17 protein-coding genes are annotated in these 17,524 nt (G+C 64.7%); 11 read left to right on the top strand and 6 right to left on the bottom strand.

Annotated elements, in window-relative coordinates:
* The 5 genes from AC1DPX_RS30230 to AC1DPX_RS30210 form a co-directional block, all read left to right on the top strand.
* A partial coding sequence (locus AC1DPX_RS30230) for a 2-oxo acid dehydrogenase subunit E2 (RefSeq protein WP_477241298.1) occupies window positions 1-371 on the top strand: 371 nt, incomplete at its 5' end.
* 254 nt (window positions 372-625) lie between these two features.
* Window positions 626-1,612, top strand: a complete 987-nt coding sequence (locus AC1DPX_RS30225; protein ID WP_477241296.1) for an ABC transporter substrate-binding protein — start codon at window positions 626-628, stop codon at window positions 1,610-1,612.
* 89 nt (window positions 1,613-1,701) lie between these two features.
* The gene (locus AC1DPX_RS30220) at window positions 1,702-3,405 is read left to right on the top strand and encodes an ABC transporter permease (protein ID WP_477241294.1); all 1,704 of its coding nucleotides are present in this window, start codon (window positions 1,702-1,704) and stop codon (window positions 3,403-3,405) included.
* Window positions 3,393-4,484 carry an ABC transporter ATP-binding protein gene (locus AC1DPX_RS30215; protein WP_477241292.1) on the top strand — a complete coding sequence of 364 codons (1,092 nt, stop codon included), beginning with the start codon at window positions 3,393-3,395 and terminating at the stop codon, window positions 4,482-4,484. Before AC1DPX_RS30220 ends, AC1DPX_RS30215 begins: the two co-directional genes overlap by 13 nt.
* Before the next feature lie 174 nt (window positions 4,485-4,658).
* The gene (locus tag AC1DPX_RS30210) at window positions 4,659-5,822 is read left to right on the top strand and encodes a DUF930 domain-containing protein (protein ID WP_477241290.1); all 1,164 of its coding nucleotides are present in this window, start codon (window positions 4,659-4,661) and stop codon (window positions 5,820-5,822) included.
* Here the strand turns inward: AC1DPX_RS30210 and AC1DPX_RS30205 are convergent.
* Window positions 5,819-6,493 (bottom strand): HAD family hydrolase, encoded by a 675-nt coding sequence (locus tag AC1DPX_RS30205; RefSeq protein ID WP_477241288.1) that lies wholly within the window; start codon window positions 6,491-6,493, stop codon window positions 5,819-5,821. The two genes, AC1DPX_RS30210 and AC1DPX_RS30205, sit on opposite strands and share 4 nt — an antisense overlap.
* A gap of 104 nt (window positions 6,494-6,597) precedes the next feature.
* Window positions 6,598-7,239: a hypothetical protein gene (locus tag AC1DPX_RS30200; RefSeq protein WP_477241286.1), complete on the bottom strand. Its 642-nt coding sequence runs from the start codon at window positions 7,237-7,239 to the stop codon at window positions 6,598-6,600.
* Between the two features lie 191 nt (window positions 7,240-7,430).
* Here AC1DPX_RS30200 and AC1DPX_RS30195 point away from each other — a divergent pair, with 191 nt between their 5' ends.
* The 5 genes from AC1DPX_RS30195 to ptsP all read left to right on the top strand — a co-directional run bounded on the left by AC1DPX_RS30195 (window position 7,431) and on the right by ptsP (window position 12,243).
* The gene (locus tag AC1DPX_RS30195; protein WP_095787930.1) at window positions 7,431-7,868 is read left to right on the top strand and encodes a transcriptional regulator GutM; all 438 of its coding nucleotides are present in this window, start codon (window positions 7,431-7,433) and stop codon (window positions 7,866-7,868) included.
* Window positions 7,869-7,919: 51 nt separating this feature from the next.
* Window positions 7,920-8,681, top strand: coding sequence for a PTS glucitol/sorbitol transporter subunit IIC (gene srlA, locus AC1DPX_RS30190; protein WP_027054143.1), 762 nt, complete (start codon window positions 7,920-7,922; stop codon window positions 8,679-8,681).
* A 16-nt stretch (window positions 8,682-8,697) separates the two neighbouring features.
* Complete coding sequence (srlE, locus tag AC1DPX_RS30185; RefSeq protein WP_477241284.1) at window positions 8,698-9,702, top strand: PTS glucitol/sorbitol transporter subunit IIB; 1,005 nt, start codon at window positions 8,698-8,700, stop codon at window positions 9,700-9,702.
* A gap of 26 nt (window positions 9,703-9,728) precedes the next feature.
* On the top strand, window positions 9,729-10,109 hold the full coding sequence (locus AC1DPX_RS30180; protein WP_477241282.1) for a PTS glucitol/sorbitol transporter subunit IIA: 381 nt from the start codon (window positions 9,729-9,731) through the stop codon (window positions 10,107-10,109).
* Window positions 10,110-10,266: 157 nt separating this feature from the next.
* On the top strand, window positions 10,267-12,243 hold the full coding sequence (gene ptsP / locus AC1DPX_RS30175; protein ID WP_477241280.1) for a phosphoenolpyruvate--protein phosphotransferase: 1,977 nt from the start codon (window positions 10,267-10,269) through the stop codon (window positions 12,241-12,243).
* Between the two features lie 23 nt (window positions 12,244-12,266).
* Here ptsP and AC1DPX_RS30170 read toward each other — a convergent pair whose 3' ends face one another.
* Window positions 12,267-13,061: a hypothetical protein gene (locus AC1DPX_RS30170; RefSeq protein WP_477241278.1), complete on the bottom strand. Its 795-nt coding sequence runs from the start codon at window positions 13,059-13,061 to the stop codon at window positions 12,267-12,269.
* Window positions 13,062-13,217: 156 nt separating this feature from the next.
* Here AC1DPX_RS30170 and AC1DPX_RS30165 point away from each other — a divergent pair, with 156 nt between their 5' ends.
* Complete coding sequence (locus tag AC1DPX_RS30165) at window positions 13,218-14,243, top strand: sugar-binding transcriptional regulator (RefSeq protein ID WP_244730696.1); 1,026 nt, start codon at window positions 13,218-13,220, stop codon at window positions 14,241-14,243.
* Here the strand turns inward: AC1DPX_RS30165 and AC1DPX_RS30160 are convergent.
* Genes AC1DPX_RS30160 through AC1DPX_RS30150 form a run of 3 tightly spaced genes read right to left on the bottom strand, consistent with a single transcriptional unit; the run spans window position 14,230 to window position 17,411 of the window.
* Window positions 14,230-15,081 (bottom strand): TIGR01459 family HAD-type hydrolase, encoded by an 852-nt coding sequence (locus tag AC1DPX_RS30160; RefSeq protein WP_477241276.1) that lies wholly within the window; start codon window positions 15,079-15,081, stop codon window positions 14,230-14,232. The two genes, AC1DPX_RS30165 and AC1DPX_RS30160, sit on opposite strands and share 14 nt — an antisense overlap.
* The gene (locus tag AC1DPX_RS30155; RefSeq protein WP_477241274.1) at window positions 15,078-16,352 is read right to left on the bottom strand and encodes an FGGY-family carbohydrate kinase; all 1,275 of its coding nucleotides are present in this window, start codon (window positions 16,350-16,352) and stop codon (window positions 15,078-15,080) included. The genes AC1DPX_RS30160 and AC1DPX_RS30155 overlap by 4 nt, the downstream gene beginning before the upstream one ends.
* Before the next feature lie 15 nt (window positions 16,353-16,367).
* The gene (locus AC1DPX_RS30150; protein ID WP_477241272.1) at window positions 16,368-17,411 is read right to left on the bottom strand and encodes a class II aldolase/adducin family protein; all 1,044 of its coding nucleotides are present in this window, start codon (window positions 17,409-17,411) and stop codon (window positions 16,368-16,370) included.
* Window positions 17,412-17,524: the final 113 nt, after the last annotated feature.

The following is a 17,524-nucleotide window of genomic DNA, read 5'->3' as shown; positions in this document are numbered from 1 at the left end:
CGCCGATCATTCGGCATGCGGACGAAAAGACGCTGTCGACCATCTCCAACGAGATGAAGGATCTGGCCAGCCGCGCCCGCAGCCGCAAGCTGAAGCCGGAAGAATATCAGGGCGGCACGACAGCGGTGTCCAATCTCGGAATGTTCGGCATCAAGGACTTTGCCGCCGTCATCAACCCGCCGCATGCGACGATCCTGGCGGTCGGTGCCGGCGAGGAGCGGGCGGTGGTCAAGAATGGCGAGATCAAGATTGCCACCGTCATGTCGGTGACGCTGTCGACCGACCATCGCGCCGTCGACGGAGCACTCGGCGCGGAACTGCTGGCCGCCTTCAAGAACCTCATCGAAAACCCGATGGGCATGCTCGTCTAGCGCCAGTCGGGCGCCTTTGATGAGTGTTGGAACATAGCTCCTAGGTCTGGCGTCCAGTTGCGCCAACAGGCTCGCGGAAGGCCAGGTCCGCGGGCCCTCTTGTCGTGCCGTCAGGGCATCTCATGCCAAGCTGTCGCTTGATCCGATCGCGCATGTGCGCTGTCATCCACCAGTCATATGCGCCGTGCAGGGAGGAAGAGACGGGGAGCCGGCCAGGGCCGGACCGGTCATGCACAGACAAGACAGGAGGTCTCATGAAGACGCTATTCATCAAGCTGCTGGCCAGCCAGCTGGCGCTCGCGGCAACTTTGTTTGCCGGCGTGGCAAATGCCGAAACGCTGACGCTCTACACATCGCAGCCGGAAGCGGACGCAGCCAAGACCGTGGATGCCTTCAAGAAGGCGCAGCCCGGCATCGACGTGACCATCTATCGGTCCGGAACCAGCGATATCCTGACCAAGATGGCGGCCGAGTTTGCCGCCGGCAGCCCGCAGCCCGACGTGCTCTTGATCGCCGACGCGGTCTCGATGGAGCTGTTGAAGAAAGACGACCGGCTGCTGCCCTATGCCGAGGCCAAGCTCGACGGCATCGAGGCGGATGCCTATGACGCCGACAAGACCTATTTCGGCAGCAAGCTGATCACCACCGGCATCGTCTACAACACCGCGGCCGCCGAGAAGCCGGAGCATTGGGCCGATCTCGCCAAGCCCGCCTATGCCGATGGCCTGGTCATGCCGAGCCCGCTCTATTCGGGTGCGGCGGCCTATCTGCTTTCGGGCTTTGCCGGCGATACCAACTATGGCTGGGATTTCTTCCAGAAGCTGAAGGCCAACAACACCGTCAGCGTGCGCGGCAATGGCGCGGTGCTGAAGTCGGTGGCCTCGGGCGAGAAGCCCTATGGCATCCTCGTCGACTTCATGGCGATGAACGCCAAGAAGAAGGGTTCGCCGGTCGAGTTCGTGTTCCCGAGCGAAGGCGTGCCGGCGGTGACCGAGCCGGTCGCCATCATGAAGACCGCCAAGAATGTCGACGGCGCCAAGAAGTTCGTCGACTTCATTCTGTCGGATGAAGGCCAGAAGCTGGCGCTGTCCATGGGCTACCTGCCGGCGCGCGCCTCGGTCGGCCGTCCCGAATGGCTGCCGGAAGGCGTCAAGGTCAAGGTGATGCCGTTCGACACCAAGGCAATCGTCGCCAAGACCGACGCCGACAAGGCGAAGTTCCAGGAACTGTTCGGCGGCTGATCCGGCAGTCGTGGCGGGATGCCGTCCGGATGGCATCGCGTCTTCGACAAATTCCGGTCGCACCGGTGATCGATCTCGGGAAATCAATCATGTCGATACGCATCAGGGAAAGCCGGGGCCAGGAGATGGTCCTGACGGCGGCTGTGGCCGTCGTCATCGTGCTGCTTTCGCTGCTGCCCATGCTGCGCCTCGTCAAGGAGATCGTGGCACCTGGCGGCACCTTGTCGACCATGGCCATTGAGGTCGGGTTGCGGAGCCCGGCGACATGGATCGCGACATGGCACACGCTGGTCGTCGGCATTGGCGGCACCTTGCTTGCGGTGCTGTCGGGAACGCTGGTGGCGGTGCTGGTCTCGCTGACCGACATACGCGGCCGCGGTGCCCTGGTGCTCTGCTACGTCATGCCGCTGATGATCGCGCCGCAGGTGACGGCGCTGGCCTGGCTGCAATTGTTCGGCCCGGCAAGCCCATTCCTCAAGCTGTTCGGCGCGGCACCGCCGCTCGGCACCAAGAACGCGCTCTATTCGACCTCGGGCATCATCCTGTTGCTTGGCGTGCAATATGGCCCGCTGGTCTTCTTGCTGGTGCGGGCCGGGCTGCGCAAGCTGCCGCGCGAACTGGTCGAGGCGGCACGCGCCGGCGGCGCCGGTTGGTGCACTGTGCTGGTCACCATCGTACTGCCTTTGATGACGCCCTCGATCATGGCGGCGGCCGCACTGGCTTTCGTCTCCTGTGTCGGCAATTTCGGCATCCCGGCCTTCCTCGGCATTCCCGCCAATTATCTGGTTCTGCCGACCTTGATCTATCAGAAGCTGGCCGGCGGCGGTCCGGCCGTGCTCGGCGAGACCGCGTTCCTGTCGGTGCTGATCGGCGTCATCGCCATGGCCGGCATCCTCGCCCAGGAAGTGATGAGCCGCCGCCGCGACTACCGCATCTCTTCGACATCGCTGGCGGCCGAACCCTACGAACTCGGCCGCTGGCGCCCCGCCGTCCAGGCCGGCATGTGGCTGCTGATCGTGCTGGTGCTGTTCCTGCCGCTGTTCGGGCTGGTGCTGACCTCGCTGGTGCCCGGCTACGGCATCGCGCTCACCGCCAAGACGGCGACGCTCGACAATTACCGCTTCGTGCTGTTCGAGCATGATGCCGCAAAGCGCGCCTTCTTCAACAGTTTCTGGCTGTCGATCGCCGCCGCCTTCTTCGCGGTCATGGTCGCCGTGCCCGTCGGCTATCTCATCGCCTGGGGCAAGCAGCGCTGGGTGCGGCTGCTCAATCTGTCGGTCGAGCTGCCCTATGCCTTGCCCGGCGTGGTGCTGGCGATCGCCTCGCTGCTGCTTTTCCTGCGACCGATCCCGATGACCGGCATCCAGCTCTACAACACGGTCTGGATCATCCTCTACGCCTATCTCGCCCGCTTCCTGGTGCTGGCGCTGCGGCCGACCATCAGCGGCTATCACCAGATCGACCGGGYGCTGGAAGAGGCCGCACAGGTGGCGGGCGCCGGGCTGTTCACGCGCCTGCGCACCATCGTCTTCCCGCTGGTCGCACCGGCGGCGATCGCCGGTGGCCTGCTGATCTTCACGACGGCACTCAGCGAACTCACCGTCTCGGCGCTGCTGTGGTCGTCGGGTTCGGAAACCATCGGCGTGGTGATGTTTTCCTTCGAGCAGGGCGGCGATTCCAACTACGCGGCGGCGATGTCCGTCATCACCGTCGCGGTCACCTTCGTGCTGATGCTGGTGACCAATCTGCTTGCCCCTCATCTTCCGAGTGGAGTTCTGCCATGGCGCGATTGAGCCTGGACCGTGTGACCAAGAGCTTCGCCACCTTCGACGCCGTGAAGGATGTCTCGATCGACGTCGCCGACGGCGAGTTCCTGGCGGTGCTCGGGCCATCTGGCTGCGGCAAGACGACGTTGCTGCGGCTCGTCGCCGGCTTCGAGAAAGTGACCTCCGGCGAGATTCGTATCGGCGGCGATGTCGTGTCGAACAGCGGCGGCAGCGTCGCGCCGGAAAAGCGGCGCGTCGGCATCGTCTTCCAGAACTACGCGCTGTGGCCGCATATGACGGTGGCCGAGAACATCGGCTATTCGCTGAAGGTGGCGAAGCTCGACAAGGCGGTCGCCCGCCGGAAGGTGGAAGACGCGCTGGCCCTGGTCAATCTGCAGGGTCTGGGCGAGCGCAGGCCGGCCAATCTCTCCGGCGGCCAGCGCCAGCGCGTCGCGCTGGCGCGCTGTCTCGTCGCCGCGCCGTCGCTGGTGCTGTTCGACGAGCCGCTCGCCAATCTCGATGTCCATCTGAGAGCCTCGATGGAGGATGAGTTCGCCGCCTTCCACAAGCGCACCGGCACGACCATCGTCTACATCACCCACGATCAGGCCGAGGCGATGGCGCTGGCCGACCGCATCGCGGTGATCGACCATGGCCGCCTGGCGCAGCTCGCGACGCCGCGCGAGCTCTATCATGAGCCGGCAAATGAAATGGTGGCATCCTTCATCTCGCAGGGCATCCTGCTGCCGGCGGACGTCCTGACGGTCGAAGAAGGCGGCCATTGCAAGGTCAGGGTTCTTGGAACCGAACTGGTGGTCCGCTGCCGCCCCGGCGAGCGACCGCGTACAGGTGCCAAGGTCTGCTGCCGGTCGGCCGATCTCGACATGTCGCCGGACGGGGCCGGCTTCGACGGTCTCGTCAAACGGGTGATCTATCAAGGAGGTGCGGCGCGCATCGAATTCACGCCTTCCGCTGGCCCTGATCTCACCTTGCATTTCGAACAGCCAGATCCGGTTACGCTGGAGAGTGGGGTCCAGGCACGGCTGCGCATAAAATCCGGCTGGCTGATCCCGGCTGCGGCCGCGGAACAGAGCCTTGGGGCTTGATAAATGTCGGCTTGTCGTGAATGTCAGGACGGACGCTGCTCATTGAGGCGCGTCAGCGGCCCGTGCAGTTGCGCCTGTGTCGACCATACCGATCACCAAGCTGTCAGCGGCTAAAGCGCGCCAATCCGATGCCTGTGCTTGAAGCCGCCGCTATTTCATTCCACATCGGGCGTAATGAACGGCAAGATACGAGAGTGGGTTCGCAATTGGCGATGGGCCTTGGCCGCATCGCTGATCCTGCATGCCTTGATCGGAGCGTTCATGTTCTTTGGCGTGCCGAGATCCGAGCAGCAGCCGGATCAGCTGGAACAGCCCGTCAATGTCGCGATTGTGCCGCCGCCCGAGAAGCCCAAGCCGAAACCTGCTCCAAAGCCACCGGAGCCTAAGGCTGAAAAGAAGGCTGAAAAGCCGCCTGAACAAAAGCCCCCTCCGGAGCCACCGAAAACGCCAGACGACCATGTTCTGAAGCGGGTCTTCCAGTACGGCCAGAAAGATACGGGCCCGGAGAAATCGCTCGACGGAAGCAGCGCCAAACCCAACACGCCGTCACCGGCCAAGGATGAGCCGGCGAAGCCGCCGGTAGTACCGACACCCGCGCCGACCCAGCCCGCCCCGGCTGCAACGCCACAGCAGAAGGCAGAGCCCAGCAAGCCTGACGAGAAGCCGGCAACCGCCGCGCCGGACGAAAAACCTGCGCAAAGCGAGGAAAAGCAGGCGACCGAGGATACTGACAAACAGCAGCCCGACAAACAGGAGGCGGCGCCGCAAACCGACGAGGAGCAAGCCGTCGTGGCGCCAAAGCCATTGGCGGCCGAGGCCGGCAACAAGCCAGCGCCCGCGGCCGGAAAGGCAAAACCCAAACCTGCTAAGACGATGAGTTTCAAATCGGCGCGAGCCTTCAAAGCCCCAAGCGGCAAAGCAGGGAAGTCAAGTCCCGCGAACACTGCCGCTGCAGGATCGCCGATCTATTCCGGCCTTCCGGGTGTTCGAAAGCTCTTCTCGCAGGGGGCAACCGGCGATGCATTCGCCACAAGCTCCATGGAGAACGTGCCGCGCGGTCAGCGCGTGGCCACCCTTTGCGGCAATGTTCTGAGCCAGGAATTGCAAAGTGCCGACTATTCGATCAAATGGGTGCCAACCATTCAGCTGGACAAAGGCAATGTCCTCAATCCTCCGCTGGCCGCCTTCAGCACGAGAAACACCTGGTACAATCTGAACTTCCGGTGCGAGGTCGACGCCGATGCGACGAGGGTGCTGTCGTTCAACTTCCGTGTGGGGTCAATAGTCCCGCCCGGCGAATGGGCCAGCCGTGGATTCACCAAGTATCCGCTGAATTAGGCCGGCACGCCGATCCCGGCCAATTGCCGGCTAACTTCTTGCCAGTCGGCGCAGACGAAATCGGCGCCGGCCGCGGTCAACCGCGCACCATGCTCGGTATAGGTGTGGCCACCACCGGTGTAGCCGATCGCCGTCATGCCGGCGGCGACCGCGCCCTGGATGCCGAAGGGCGAATCCTCGATGACGATGCAGTCGGCCGGATCGGCGCCCATCCTGAGGGCGGCGAACAGGAAGATGTCGGGCGCCGGCTTGCCGTTCTTGACCATGGAGGAGCTGTAGATCGCCTCGCCGAAGAAATGCGCCAGCCCGGTGACGGCAAGGCTGTGGTTTATCCGCTCGACGGAGGATGATGAGGCAACGCAGCGGTCGCCCTCGAGCGTTTGCAGAAATGCCGCGATTCCCGGCGTAGGCCTCAATTCCTCGGTGAACAGCACCTTGGTCTCGGCCCAGATGTCGCCATCCGCGGCAGCGGGAAACTGATGGCCGGTCAATTCCTTGATCCGCACGATGATGTCGGACTGCTTCATGCCGACGCACTGGGCGATGATGCCGCCATGGACGCCGGGCATGCCGTGCTTTTCATAGACGCGCTCATAGGCCCTGGCGGCCAGCGGCTCGCTGTCGACGAGAACACCGTCGCAATCGAAAATGATAGGCCTTCCTCGCGCCACGCGCATGTCTCCTCACGTCAAATCTCGCACATCGCTATCGTCAAAAAGTCAAATGTTCAATAGTGCGATGTCTCGGCGCGTTTTGAGCCTGAAAGGGTGGGCAGTCAAAGCTGGCGCAGAGCATCGCTTGCGCGGCCGGATCCGAGCGCCCGTTGCATGGCTTGCCGGGACTGCGCGCGGTCCGGCGTGATCCAGTTCGGTTCGGCTCCGAGGAAACGGTCGAGGAAAGCCACCGCATAGGCCGGCATCTCGGTCACGTTCTCGCGATAGGACCACCAGGTGCGCAGATCGTCGGCGCATTTGTCGATGCTGGGCGCCTTGCCGAACTCCTGCTCATAGATCGCCGATATCACCGAGACGCAGTAGTTGGTGTAGAGGAAACCTTCCGGCCAGAAGCGGATGATCTCCAGCGTGCCGGCATTCTGATCGGTTTCGATGAGCTCGGCGAGGCCGGAGATTTCCCGGGCCGGCGCCTGCTTGATCAGCTCGCGCAGCACCAGGCCGGCGGCAAAGACGATGAAGTCGGCGCGGTCGAGCGCGGCAAAGCGCTTCTGCGCCTCCATGATCTCGACCCAGTCGAGAAAAGCTCGGGTCAGTTTTGCCTCGTCGATCTCGAAACGCACGCCGAACGTATCCGAGACCACCTTGGCGCTGCCGCGGAAAGTGGCGCGAAACCAGCGCAGCTGCCGCAACCGGTGGCGCAGGTCGGGCATAAGGGCCAGTTCGTCCCTGAAGGGCAGTTCCATTTCATGCATCCCGTTTGACGACAGGCTAGCACAGCCACGCCGCCGCCGAAATCGGCAGACGGCTCTGTGGATGGCGTTGTGGAGGTCAATATCATACATATTGACATTCGCGGAAACAAATGTTCTCACTTTGCTGTTGTCGCGCGCCGGTCCAAGGTGCGGCTCAACATAGGCTTCGGGAGGAGAACCGAATGGCGATTTGGCAGTGGGGACTGCTTCTGCTGGTTATTGTGTGGGCGCTGCAGTCGCTCGGCGTCTGGCTGCAGATGCGGCACTATTCGGATGTTTTCCGGGGTGTCACCGACCAGTACAAGGACGGCTTCGTCGGGGCCGGCAATTTTCGCGGCCGGCTGGCCAAGGGCACTATCGCGCTCGTCGTGGTGACGCCTGACCTGATCGTGCGCCGCCTGATGGTGATGAGCGGCCGCTCCGTCTTCACCAAGTTCAAGAGACATGAAGAATTCGAGGGTGTTCCCCTCGATCGACTCCGGTCCAACCCTGCGATCATGGGGGAGGGGGAACCCGGTGTGGCCGAGGCCGTGAAACGGGCGATCGAACAGATCGACAAAACACGGTCGGAGCCGGGGAAGAAGCCGGGCCTGGCCGGCTTGAACGTAGCAAGGGCTTAGAGGACGCCGCGCACCGACTGGGATAACCGGCGGGCGGCATAAGGAGGAGAAATGTCTGTATTTTCGTTGTTGGCGCAGCATGCCGACATGGCCGTGCACAATCTGCATGTCGCAGGTGCCATGGTCTCGGATGCTGCTTTGCATGGCAAGCTCGCCGTCGAGCATGCTTCCGACCATCTCGTTGTCCTTGCGCAGGCAGACAGCGGACCCATCACCGTCGATCAGTTCAAGGAAAAACTGAAGGACGTCCAGCAGGAAGAGCAGCTCGGCTGGCTGACCGCCATCGGCAAGTACTTCATCGGCATCTTCCAGAAGGGCGGTGAAGTGTTCGCCGGCTTCGTCACCGGCATCATTCCGACGCTGGTCGTGCTGATGACCGCCTTCTACGCCGTCACCGAACTGGTCGGCGAAGAGCGCGTGCATGGCCTGGCGCGCGGCGCCGGCAGGATCGCCTTGACCCGTTACACGCTGCTGCCGCTGCTGGCGGTGTTCTTCCTCACCAATCCGATGGCCTACACGTTCGGATCGTTCCTGGAAGAAAAGCACAAGCCGGCCTTCTATGACGCGGCCGTCTCTTACGTGCATCCGCCGCTTGGCCTGTTCCCACACATCAATCCCGGCGAGTATTTCGTCTGGGGCGGCATTCTCGTGGCTCTGCTCGAGCTCGAGAAGAAGGGCGTTGTCGTCGCCGGTTACCACGTCAAGGTGGCGATCTGGTACGCCATTGTCGGCCTCGTCGTCATCCTGCTCAAGGGCATGCTGACCGAGCGCATCACCACCATCATGGCACGCCGCCAGGGCGTCGAGCTGTAAGGGCGGGGAGGACATCATGGCCAAGACATTCAAAGCCGTTAAGATCTCCCGGGGCAACACAGGCTGGGGCGGCCCGCTCGTCATCGAGCCGACCAGCCAGCGCGACAAGGTCGTCTCCGTCACCGGCGGCGGCATCCATCCCGTGGCCCAGCTTATCGCCGACATGACCGGCGCCACGGCCGTCGACGGTTTCAAGGCGCCGCCGGTCGAAGGCGAGATGGCGGTGGTCGTCGTCGACTGCGGCGGCACCGCACGCTGCGGCGTCTATCCGCGCAAGCGCATCCCGACCGTCAATCTGACGCCGGTCGGCCAGGCTGGGCCGCTCGCCCAGTTCATCACCGAGGACATCTACGTTTCGGGCGTGAAGCCGGCCAACGTCACAATGGCGGACGGATCCGAGGCGGTCACCACTGCGGGGGGAGCAGCATCGATGAGTGCAAACAACAACACCGCAGCCGCTGCACCACAGCCGCTGCCGAGCGAAGGCGGGCTGATCGGCCTGATCAGCTCGATCGGCCGCGTCATGGGCCGGGTGGTTGGCATCTTCTTCAATGCCGGCCGCCGCACGATCGACCAGGTGGTGCGCAACGTGCTGCCGTTCATGGCCTTCGTGACCATGCTCATCGGCCTGATCCTCTATACCGGCATCGGTGACGTGCTCGCCCAGCCGATGGGACCGCTGGCCAACAACATTGTCGGCCTGCTGATCATCTCGGCCATTTGCGGCCTGCCGTTCCTGTCGCCTATCCTCGGGCCAGGCGCCGTCATCGCGCAGGTCATCGGCGTGGCCATCATCGGTCCGCAGATCGCCAATGGCACGATTTCGCCGGCAATGGCCCTGCCGGCGCTGTTTGCCTACAATACCCAGGTGGGCTGCGACTTCGTCCCCGTCGGCCTGGCGCTCGGTGAAGCCAAGCCGAAGACGATCGAAATCGGCGTTCCGGCGGTGCTCATCAGCCGCCAGATCATGGGCCCGGTCTCGGTGCTGATCGCCTGGGTCGTCAGCCTGATCGTGTTTTAAGGAAAGTTGAAAATGAGGTTCGCCACATGACGGTTCTGTTGAGAACACGGGTCACTTCCATCGGGCCCGAAGTGGCGGATCTTGCCGAAGGGGGCGTGGTCATCCTGTTTGCGGATGGCTCGCCGCCGGAGCTTGCCGAGGTTTCGGTGCTCCACAAGACGGAGCTCGGACCCAGCGACGGCGCGCCCCAGAAAGGCGCGTCGATCACCCTTGGTCCGGTTTCCGCTGTCATAACCGCCGTCGGCTCCAGCGCGTGGAGCAAGGTGCTCGAGATGGGCCACGTCGTCATCTCGTTCAACGGCGCCACCGAGGCCGAGAGGCCGGGCGAAATATGTGCGTCGCAGGTCGATGCCCAGGCGCTCGTGGCCGCCCTGAAGACGGATGCGATCATCACCATCGCCGGCTGAAGCATCCGCGCCGCAACCATCTGGTTTTGGCTCCAGAGCAATTCCAGGAAAAGTGTGAAACGGTTTTCCGTCCGGAATTGCGTTAGAACAAAGAGTTAGAGCAATTCGTCGTTTCCGAGAAACGACGAATTGCTCTAGAAAAAGCAGAGTATTTGCCATGGAACGCTCGACCATCGTCAGAGTGCATGAAGGTTTGCACGCCCGTCCCGCCACGCGGTTCGTCAAGCTCGCCAAGGGCTTCGAATCCGATGTCGAGCTGGTCAAGGACGGCAAGGCGGTCAGCGCCAAGAGTTCCGTCAAGCTGATGCTGCTGGCGGTCAAGGAAAACCAGGAAGTCACCGTGCGGGCCAACGGCGCCGACGCCATCGAGGCGATCGAAGCGCTGATCGGCTATCTGGAAAACCCCAAGGCGGGTCTCGACGACGAAGCCGAGCCGCAGAGCCCGGCCAATGATGCCGGCCAGGCGGCACCCGCACCGGCGTCTGTGCCGGCCGCGCCAGGCGAAGCGAACGGCTTGCGCGGTGTCGCCGCAAGCGAGGGCGTCGCGATCGGGCCGGCCTTCGCGCATTTCCCGCCTGACATCGCCGGGCAGGGCCGCATGCTGCAGGCCGAAGAAATCGCTGGCGAGATCGATAGGTTCCGCGCCGCCGTTGCTGCAGTCCAGGCGCGCATGGACCGGGCCTTGGCGCAGGACAGCCTGTCGGCCGGCGACCGAGGCATCGTCGCGGCCCTCAGGGATATCGCCGCCGACGACAGCCTGACCGGCGAGGCCGAGAAGGCGATCAAGGGCGGCAACGATGCGGTCTCGGCCGTCATCACCGCAGCCGCCACCATCGCCGCCGATTTCAGCGCCGTCGACGATCACTATCTCAATGCGCGGGCGGATGATGTCCATGCCGTCGGCCGGCAGATCTGCCTGGTGCTGCTCGGCCAGGACGACGTCAGCCTCGAAAGCATTCCCGAAGGGGCCATTCTGATCGCCGACGATATCGGCGCCTGGGATCTGGCGCGTGCGCCGCTGAAGCGCATTGGCGGGGTGATCTGCGGCCATGGCGGCGCCACCTCGCACATTGCCATCATCGCCCGCTCGCACGGCATTCCGGCGGTGCTGGGCCTTGGCGAGCAGGTCAACGCCTTACGTGCCGCGCGCGACGTGGCGCTCGACGGCAACACCGGCCATGTGATCATCGACCCGGACGAGGCGACGCGCGTCGAATACGCCGGCCGCGTCGAGGCGGCCGCCAAGGAGCGTGCCGGCCTGACCGCCTTCAAGACGGTGACGCCGAAACGCGCCGACGGGAAGGTGATCGAGGTCGCGGCCAATATCGGCTCGCTGGAGGAAATCGAGGCGGCGCAGGAAGCGGGCGCCATGGGCGTCGGCCTGTTCCGCACCGAACTCCTGTTCATGCGTCATATGCATCTTCCCTCGGAGGACATGCAGGCCGAGACCTATGCGGCGCTGGCCAAGGCTTTCGCGCCCTATCCGGTCATCGTGCGCACGCTCGACATCGGCGGCGACAAGCCGATCGCCGGGATCGAGTTTCCCGACGAGGAGAACCCCTTTCTCGGCTGGCGCGGCATCCGCATGTGCCTCGACCGGCCCGATATCTTCAAGCGCCAGCTCAGGGCGCTGCTGCGGGCGGCCGTGTACGGCAACATCAAGGTGATGCTGCCGATGGTGTCCGATATTTCCGAAGTCACGCGCACCCGCGCACTGGTCGATGAATGCGCCGCCGAACTCAAGGCCGAAGGCGTGCCTTACGCGACATTCGATCTCGGCGTGATGATCGAAACGCCGGCTGCCGTGCTGATCGCCCCGGCATTGGCGAAAGAGGTGGCCTTCTTCTCGATCGGCACCAACGACCTGACCCAGTACATCATGGCCGCCGACCGGCTCAACCCGACCGTGGCCAAGCTCAACCACGTCACCAATCCGGCGGTCATGTCGGCGATCGAGATGACCGCCAAAGCCGGCGTCGCCGCCGGCATCATGGTGGGCATGTGCGGTGAGGCTGCCGGACGCCCGGATCTGATCCCGGCCTTCATCGAGATGGGACTGACCGAGCTTTCGATGAGCCCGGCCTCGATCCAGCGCGCCAAAAGAACGATCACGGCCATGACGGCCGGAGACTAGATCGCCGCGACAGCTGCTGGAGCTTACGGCAAGTGGGCGAGCAAGGTGGCAAAGACTGGCGTCAGTTCCTCGACCGGGCTCGCCTTTGCGCAGGCCTGCACGATGAGGTCGTGACGGATATCGGCAGCCAGGATCGCGATCTCCAGCATATCGGGCTCGGGCGCGCCGTCGCGGCCGGTTGTCGCCAGGCCGCAGGCCAGAACCACCGGCGCCAGGCAGCTTATGTCGAGCGCTCTCTCGCCGGCCATTTCCGGCGCGGCTTCGCCAAAGCGCACCGGACGCTGGCTGAGCAATTCGACCAGCAGCGCCGCGCAGGTGGTCGCGATTGCCTGCAGTCCGGTACCTGGTGCGGTCAACGCGGCCAGCAGATCGCCATGGCGCTTGCGCATCGTGGCATGCGCGGCGGCGAAATCGGCCTCATGAATGCGGGCATTGTTGATGTTCAGCCCGGCGAGAACCGCCTTCGTCAGATAGTACATGTCGCGCCGGAACAGGCGCTCGGCACTCAACTGCTGGTCTTCGTTTCCGGCCGGGAAATAGGTGCCGAGGCCTTTCACGGTCGTGCCGTCTACCTTGATCGGGCGCTCGTGCGGGACAAAGGATTCGGCAATCGACAGCGCTTCATCGACGGCGCTGGCGGCATGGCTGAGCAGGCCTTCGATGCCCTTGCCCGGAAACGGCGGCAGATGGCTGGTCGCTTCGCGCAACACGCTGGCGTCACCGGTGCCGTCATGACGGCTTTGCCGGATGATGTCGCGGACTTCCCGCAACCGGTCCTTCAAATTGACGCGCACGTCTTCGGAGATTTGTCGGAGCATCGCGGTCTGCCTCGAAAGTGGCTTGCAGGGCGGCCGGCAAGGGCCCGTCGCCGACTCTACATTGTTCCTATCGATTGGTAGATCAATAGGCGATACTAGACCAGCATGCAGAATCGGCGACGGCGCGCTCGTCCGTCGCCGCGGGGGAGGGATGATTTGGCCAGGCGACGACAAACCGAAGAGGGGCGGGCCGAAGGGGGGCGGGCAGGAGCCGAGGCGACCGAGCAGGTCGCCAGTGAAAGCCGGACGGACCGCCTCCGGATTCGCGCTGCCTGGATGTATTTCGTCGAGCAGATGACGCAGAACGAGATCGCCGACGTGCTCGGCGTCGGCCGCGTCACCATCGTGCGCATGCTGGCCGAGGCGCGCTCGCGCAACGAAGTGAAGATCACCATCGAGAGCGAATTGTCGGAGATCGTGCGGCTGGAGCGCGCGCTGGAGCGGACGTTCGGCCTGCAGCAGGCGCTGGTCGCCCCGCTCACCGCGCCCAATGCCGATCCGATCCCGGCAATCAGCGCCAAGACCGGGGCTTTCCTGTCCGACACGATGAAGTCAGGCATGCGCGTCGGCGTCGGCTGGGGCCGGACGCTGTTCTCCAGCCTGCCCTTCATCAGCGCCAAGTCGCTCTCCGATTTCAAGGTCATTTCGCTGCTGGGCGGCGTCGGCGTCGTGCGGCGATACAACCCGGCCGAGTTCGCCTGGCGCTTCGCCCAGATCTTCCAGGGCGACGGCTATCTGATCCCGACGCCGGCCGTCGTCGACAGCGTCGAGACCAAGATCGCGCTGGTCGAGCGCTGCGGCCTGCAGGAGGTTTTCGAAATGGCCAACGTGCTCGATGCGGTTCTGCTGAGCGTCGGCGGCATCGCTTCGGCCACCACCTTCTCTCGCGGAGGGTTCCTCAAGGAAGCGGATCGGGAGGCGCTGCTCGAGCGCGGCGCCGTCGGCGACCTTCTGTTCCATTTCTTCGACCGCAATGGCGATCTGGTCGACCATCCCGTCAACAGCCACGTGATGTCGGTCGAAGTCGACCGCCTGCGCGCGGCCCCGATCCGCATCCTCACCTCGGGCGGCGAGGAGAAGACCGAGGCGCTGCTCGGCGCGATGAGCCTGATCGCGCCGACGATCCTGATCACCGATGAGGAAAGCGCCAAGCGCATGCTCGAGGCGTTCAGCGCAAGCTGAAGGATCCCGTGATGTAGTTGGGCCAGGCCCGGTGCTCGTCGAAAACGGCGGCGAGATCCGGTGTGTCCGCCAATATCCCGCCGAGCACCAGCGCCGTGGCGATGCCGGCGCCGTTGCCGCCCGCTACGTCGTGCTCGACGCTGTCGCCGACGCAGACGACGCTGCCGCGCTCAGGCTCGCCGGCCAGCGCCAGGGCCGCATCGAAGATCGCCGGATAGGGTTTGCCGATGCGCGTGACGCTGCCGCCCAAGCTTTCGTAGAGATCTGCGATCTCGCCGGCGCCGAAGCGGGGGCCGACCGCCGTCAGCATGATCCTGTCGGGATTGGTGCAGAAGCCCGGCACTTTTCGCGCCGCCGCCGGGGCGAGCAGGCGGCGATAGTGGTCAAGGTCGTGGCGGTCGCCTTCGCTGGCCGAGATCAGCACCAGTTCGGCGTCTTCGCCGGCCTGCGTCAGCACGAAAGGCAGGCCCTCGATCGCCGTGCGGTCGTTGTCGCGGCTGATCAGCAGGCATTTTGTCCCCGGACGCAATCTTCCCGATGCCGCCATGTCGTTGAAGGACCGCCACGCCACCTCGCCGGAGGAGACAAAATGGTCCCAGCTTCCGGCGGCAAAGCCGAGTTTCAGCAGGCGGTCCTCATTGGGCCTGGCGCGCTTGCCGGAATTGGAGATCAGCACCACCGTCTTGCCGGCGCGCTTCAGCGCCGACAATGCCTCCACCGCACCGGGATAAGGCGCCTGGCCGTCATGCAGCACGCCGAACTGGTCGAGCAGGAAGACCTGGTAGCGCTCGGCCAGCGGTCCGATGCCGTCGAGGCGTTCGATTGGTTTCACGCTCATAGCAATCCCGCCTTGCTTGCGCCCTTCAGCGCCAGCCGCGCTGTGCCGGCGGCCGCCTCGTCGGAAAGCGCCGGTGGGAAATCGACGCCGAGCTTGCGTTTCCGGATCGCCGTCCAGGCCGTGTTTGCCGCGCCGCCGCCGACGCTGCGGACGGAGGTCAGCGCCGGCGCGCCGAGTTCGGCCAGCCTGCAGTAGCCGAGCGCCTCGATCGTGGCCATGCCTTCGAACATCGCCTTGAGATAATCGGCATCGTCAGCCGGTCGCGGCGAAAGGCGCGGCGGCAAGGCGGGATCGGCGATCGGGAAGCGTTCGCCTGATGTGCCGAGCGGATAATAGTCGAGCCCGGTCTCTGTCGTGGGGTCGATTGTCGCGCTGAGTTCGATGATCCGCGCCAGTGGAAAATGCTGTGCCAGCACCTTGCCACCCGAATTGGATGCACCGCCGGCCAGCCATGTGTCGCCGAGGCGATGGCTGTAGATGCCGAAGCGTGGCGCGGAAATCGGCCGGTCGGACAGGATCTTGATGGTGAGAGAAGATCCCAGCGCCGTGACGCCGTCGCCGGCTGCCGTGGCGCCGGTCGCCAGGAACGAGGCGCAGCCATCCGTGGTGCCGGCGACCACCACCACATCGGGCGATAGGCCGAACAACTCAGCGGCGGCCGCGGCTAGCGTGCCGGTGACATCGCCTGGCTCGACGACATCAGGCAGCAGGTCCATGTTCATGCCGGTGGCCGCGATCCAGTCCGGCCAGCGGCGGGCCTCGACGTCATAGCCTGTCTTCAGCGCATTGTTCTCGTCGCTGACGTGGAAGCGGCCGGTAAGATTTCCAGCAATCCAGTCGGCCTGGTGCAGCACGGCTGCGATGCCGGGCAGATGCTGGAACCGCAACGCCTTGGCGAGGCCTGATGTCGCGCCGTGCGCTGCGCTCGCTTCCGGCGCCTCGCGGGCGATGGCGGCCAGGATGTCGGCGTCGTCCACCTTGTCGTTATACATCAGCGGTTCGGCCAGCGGCCGCCCGGCGGCGTCGACCGGCAGCAGCGTGCCGGACGTGCCGTCGACGGCGATAGCGCGGACTGCAGTGCGGTCGATGGCCGCAAACAGGTCCGTCAGAGTTGCCTGCACCGCTTGCCACCATGCCGAGGGGGCACGGGGATCTTGACCGAACCTGTCGAGGCGGACAGCGGACTGGCCGGCAATGGAAAAATCCGGGCGCATGGCGACGGCGCGTGCGCCCGACGTGCCGATGTCGATGCCGATGACAAGGGGCATCATGTCTTCAGTCCTTTGCTAGCCGCCGGAGGCATTGAGCTTCTGGCGATACTGCTCGGCGTCCCAATTGACCAGTTCGTCGTTCTCGGCAGGGGTAAGATAGTTCAGCCGCGCCGCGACATCGACGCGTGCGGTCACGTCGGCGAGGCAACGTAGCATGGCGTCGGCGCCGGCGCTGGCGTCGGCTCGCATCAGCACGCCGGCGCCGGGAAACAGGATCGCCATGGGTGCCGGGCCGAGGCGCGCGGTGACGCCCGCCGCGTTCTCGCCCGGCTTGGCCACCACCGAGCCCTGGCCGAGGAAGATGACATGGTCGGGATAGAGGCTGCCGGCCTCAGCCATGCGGCGGCTTTGCGCATCGAGCGCGACCGCATGGGCTTCCAGATCCGCCGGCAATCGGTAGACGCTGCCGTCGGCGAGCGCCGTCAGGGCCGTGATATCGGGCGCTGCAGTCTCGCGCGCCGGCCGTGCCAGCAGCGAGCGGACGCGATGGAGCAGCCGCTCCGCCTCGGCGACGGTCTCGGCGGCGACGACCAGCCCGTGATTGCCAAGGATCAGCACGTCGACACCAGGCCGCAGTTTCTCGGAAATGCCACGGGCGAGCGGCAGGCCCGGCCGGCAATAGGGCACATAGGCCCATTCGATGCCGCCGAGCCGCCTGGCGACCTCGGCTTCGCCGTCGGCCTGCACGGCCAGCGAGATCGTGTCGACGCAGTGCACATGGAGAACCACGCGTTGCGGCATCAAGGCGTGTACCGTGGTTTCGATTGACGGGCGCAGGCCGCGCGGATTGAGTTCGTCGATGGCGAAGGCCTGCGGCTTGTCGGCGGCCGGATCGCGTTGTTCGACCGCCTCGAGCAGCGGCGCCATCGCCACCGGCACCATGATGTCGTCGCTCAGCGCATCCTTCAGCCAGGTGCCGGAGGCCTTGATCCACAGCGTGTCGCCGGCCTTGAGCGAGGTGTTGCCGCCCGCCGCCTGAGTCATATGCGGGTTGAGACCGATGCTGGCTGAAAGCGCCCGCAAGGCTGCCAGTTCCTGCGCGTCAGCTTGGGTTGCCATGGCGCCTTTCCCTCAACGCTTGCCCAAGATCCCGCCTTCGGGACCGGTGTTGGCGCTGATATCGCAGATGCGAGCGACTTACGTCAACAGTGATCTACTATCATCAAAACTGG

It is taken from the genome of Mesorhizobium sp. 01N446 (genome assembly GCF_056399285.1).
Note: the sequence above shows the minus strand (reverse complement) of the source record. Positions and strands in the feature narration are given on the sequence as shown.

Excerpts from the sequence above, each read along its gene's own strand:
- AC1DPX_RS30170 (WP_477241278.1), bottom strand. The coding sequence starts at position 13,061 with ATGCTCCGACAAATCTCCGAAGACGTGCGCGTCAATTTGAAGGACCGG.
- srlA (WP_027054143.1), top strand. The coding sequence starts at position 7,920 with ATGTCTGTATTTTCGTTGTTGGCGCAGCATGCCGACATGGCCGTGCAC.
- AC1DPX_RS30160 (WP_477241276.1), bottom strand. The coding sequence starts at position 15,081 with ATGAGCGTGAAACCAATCGAACGCCTCGACGGCATCGGACCGCTGGCC.
- AC1DPX_RS30210 (WP_477241290.1), top strand. The coding sequence starts at position 4,659 with ATGAACGGCAAGATACGAGAGTGGGTTCGCAATTGGCGATGGGCCTTG.
- AC1DPX_RS30150 (WP_477241272.1), bottom strand. The coding sequence starts at position 17,411 with ATGGCAACCCAAGCTGACGCGCAGGAACTGGCAGCCTTGCGGGCGCTT.
- AC1DPX_RS30200 (WP_477241286.1), bottom strand. The coding sequence starts at position 7,239 with ATGGAACTGCCCTTCAGGGACGAACTGGCCCTTATGCCCGACCTGCGC.
- srlE (WP_477241284.1), top strand. The coding sequence starts at position 8,698 with ATGGCCAAGACATTCAAAGCCGTTAAGATCTCCCGGGGCAACACAGGC.
- AC1DPX_RS30195 (WP_095787930.1), top strand. The coding sequence starts at position 7,431 with ATGGCGATTTGGCAGTGGGGACTGCTTCTGCTGGTTATTGTGTGGGCG.
- AC1DPX_RS30180 (WP_477241282.1), top strand. The coding sequence starts at position 9,729 with ATGACGGTTCTGTTGAGAACACGGGTCACTTCCATCGGGCCCGAAGTG.
- AC1DPX_RS30215 (WP_477241292.1), top strand. The coding sequence starts at position 3,393 with ATGGCGCGATTGAGCCTGGACCGTGTGACCAAGAGCTTCGCCACCTTC.
- AC1DPX_RS30155 (WP_477241274.1), bottom strand. The coding sequence starts at position 16,352 with ATGATGCCCCTTGTCATCGGCATCGACATCGGCACGTCGGGCGCACGC.
- AC1DPX_RS30225 (WP_477241296.1), top strand. The coding sequence starts at position 626 with ATGAAGACGCTATTCATCAAGCTGCTGGCCAGCCAGCTGGCGCTCGCG.
- ptsP (WP_477241280.1), top strand. The coding sequence starts at position 10,267 with ATGGAACGCTCGACCATCGTCAGAGTGCATGAAGGTTTGCACGCCCGT.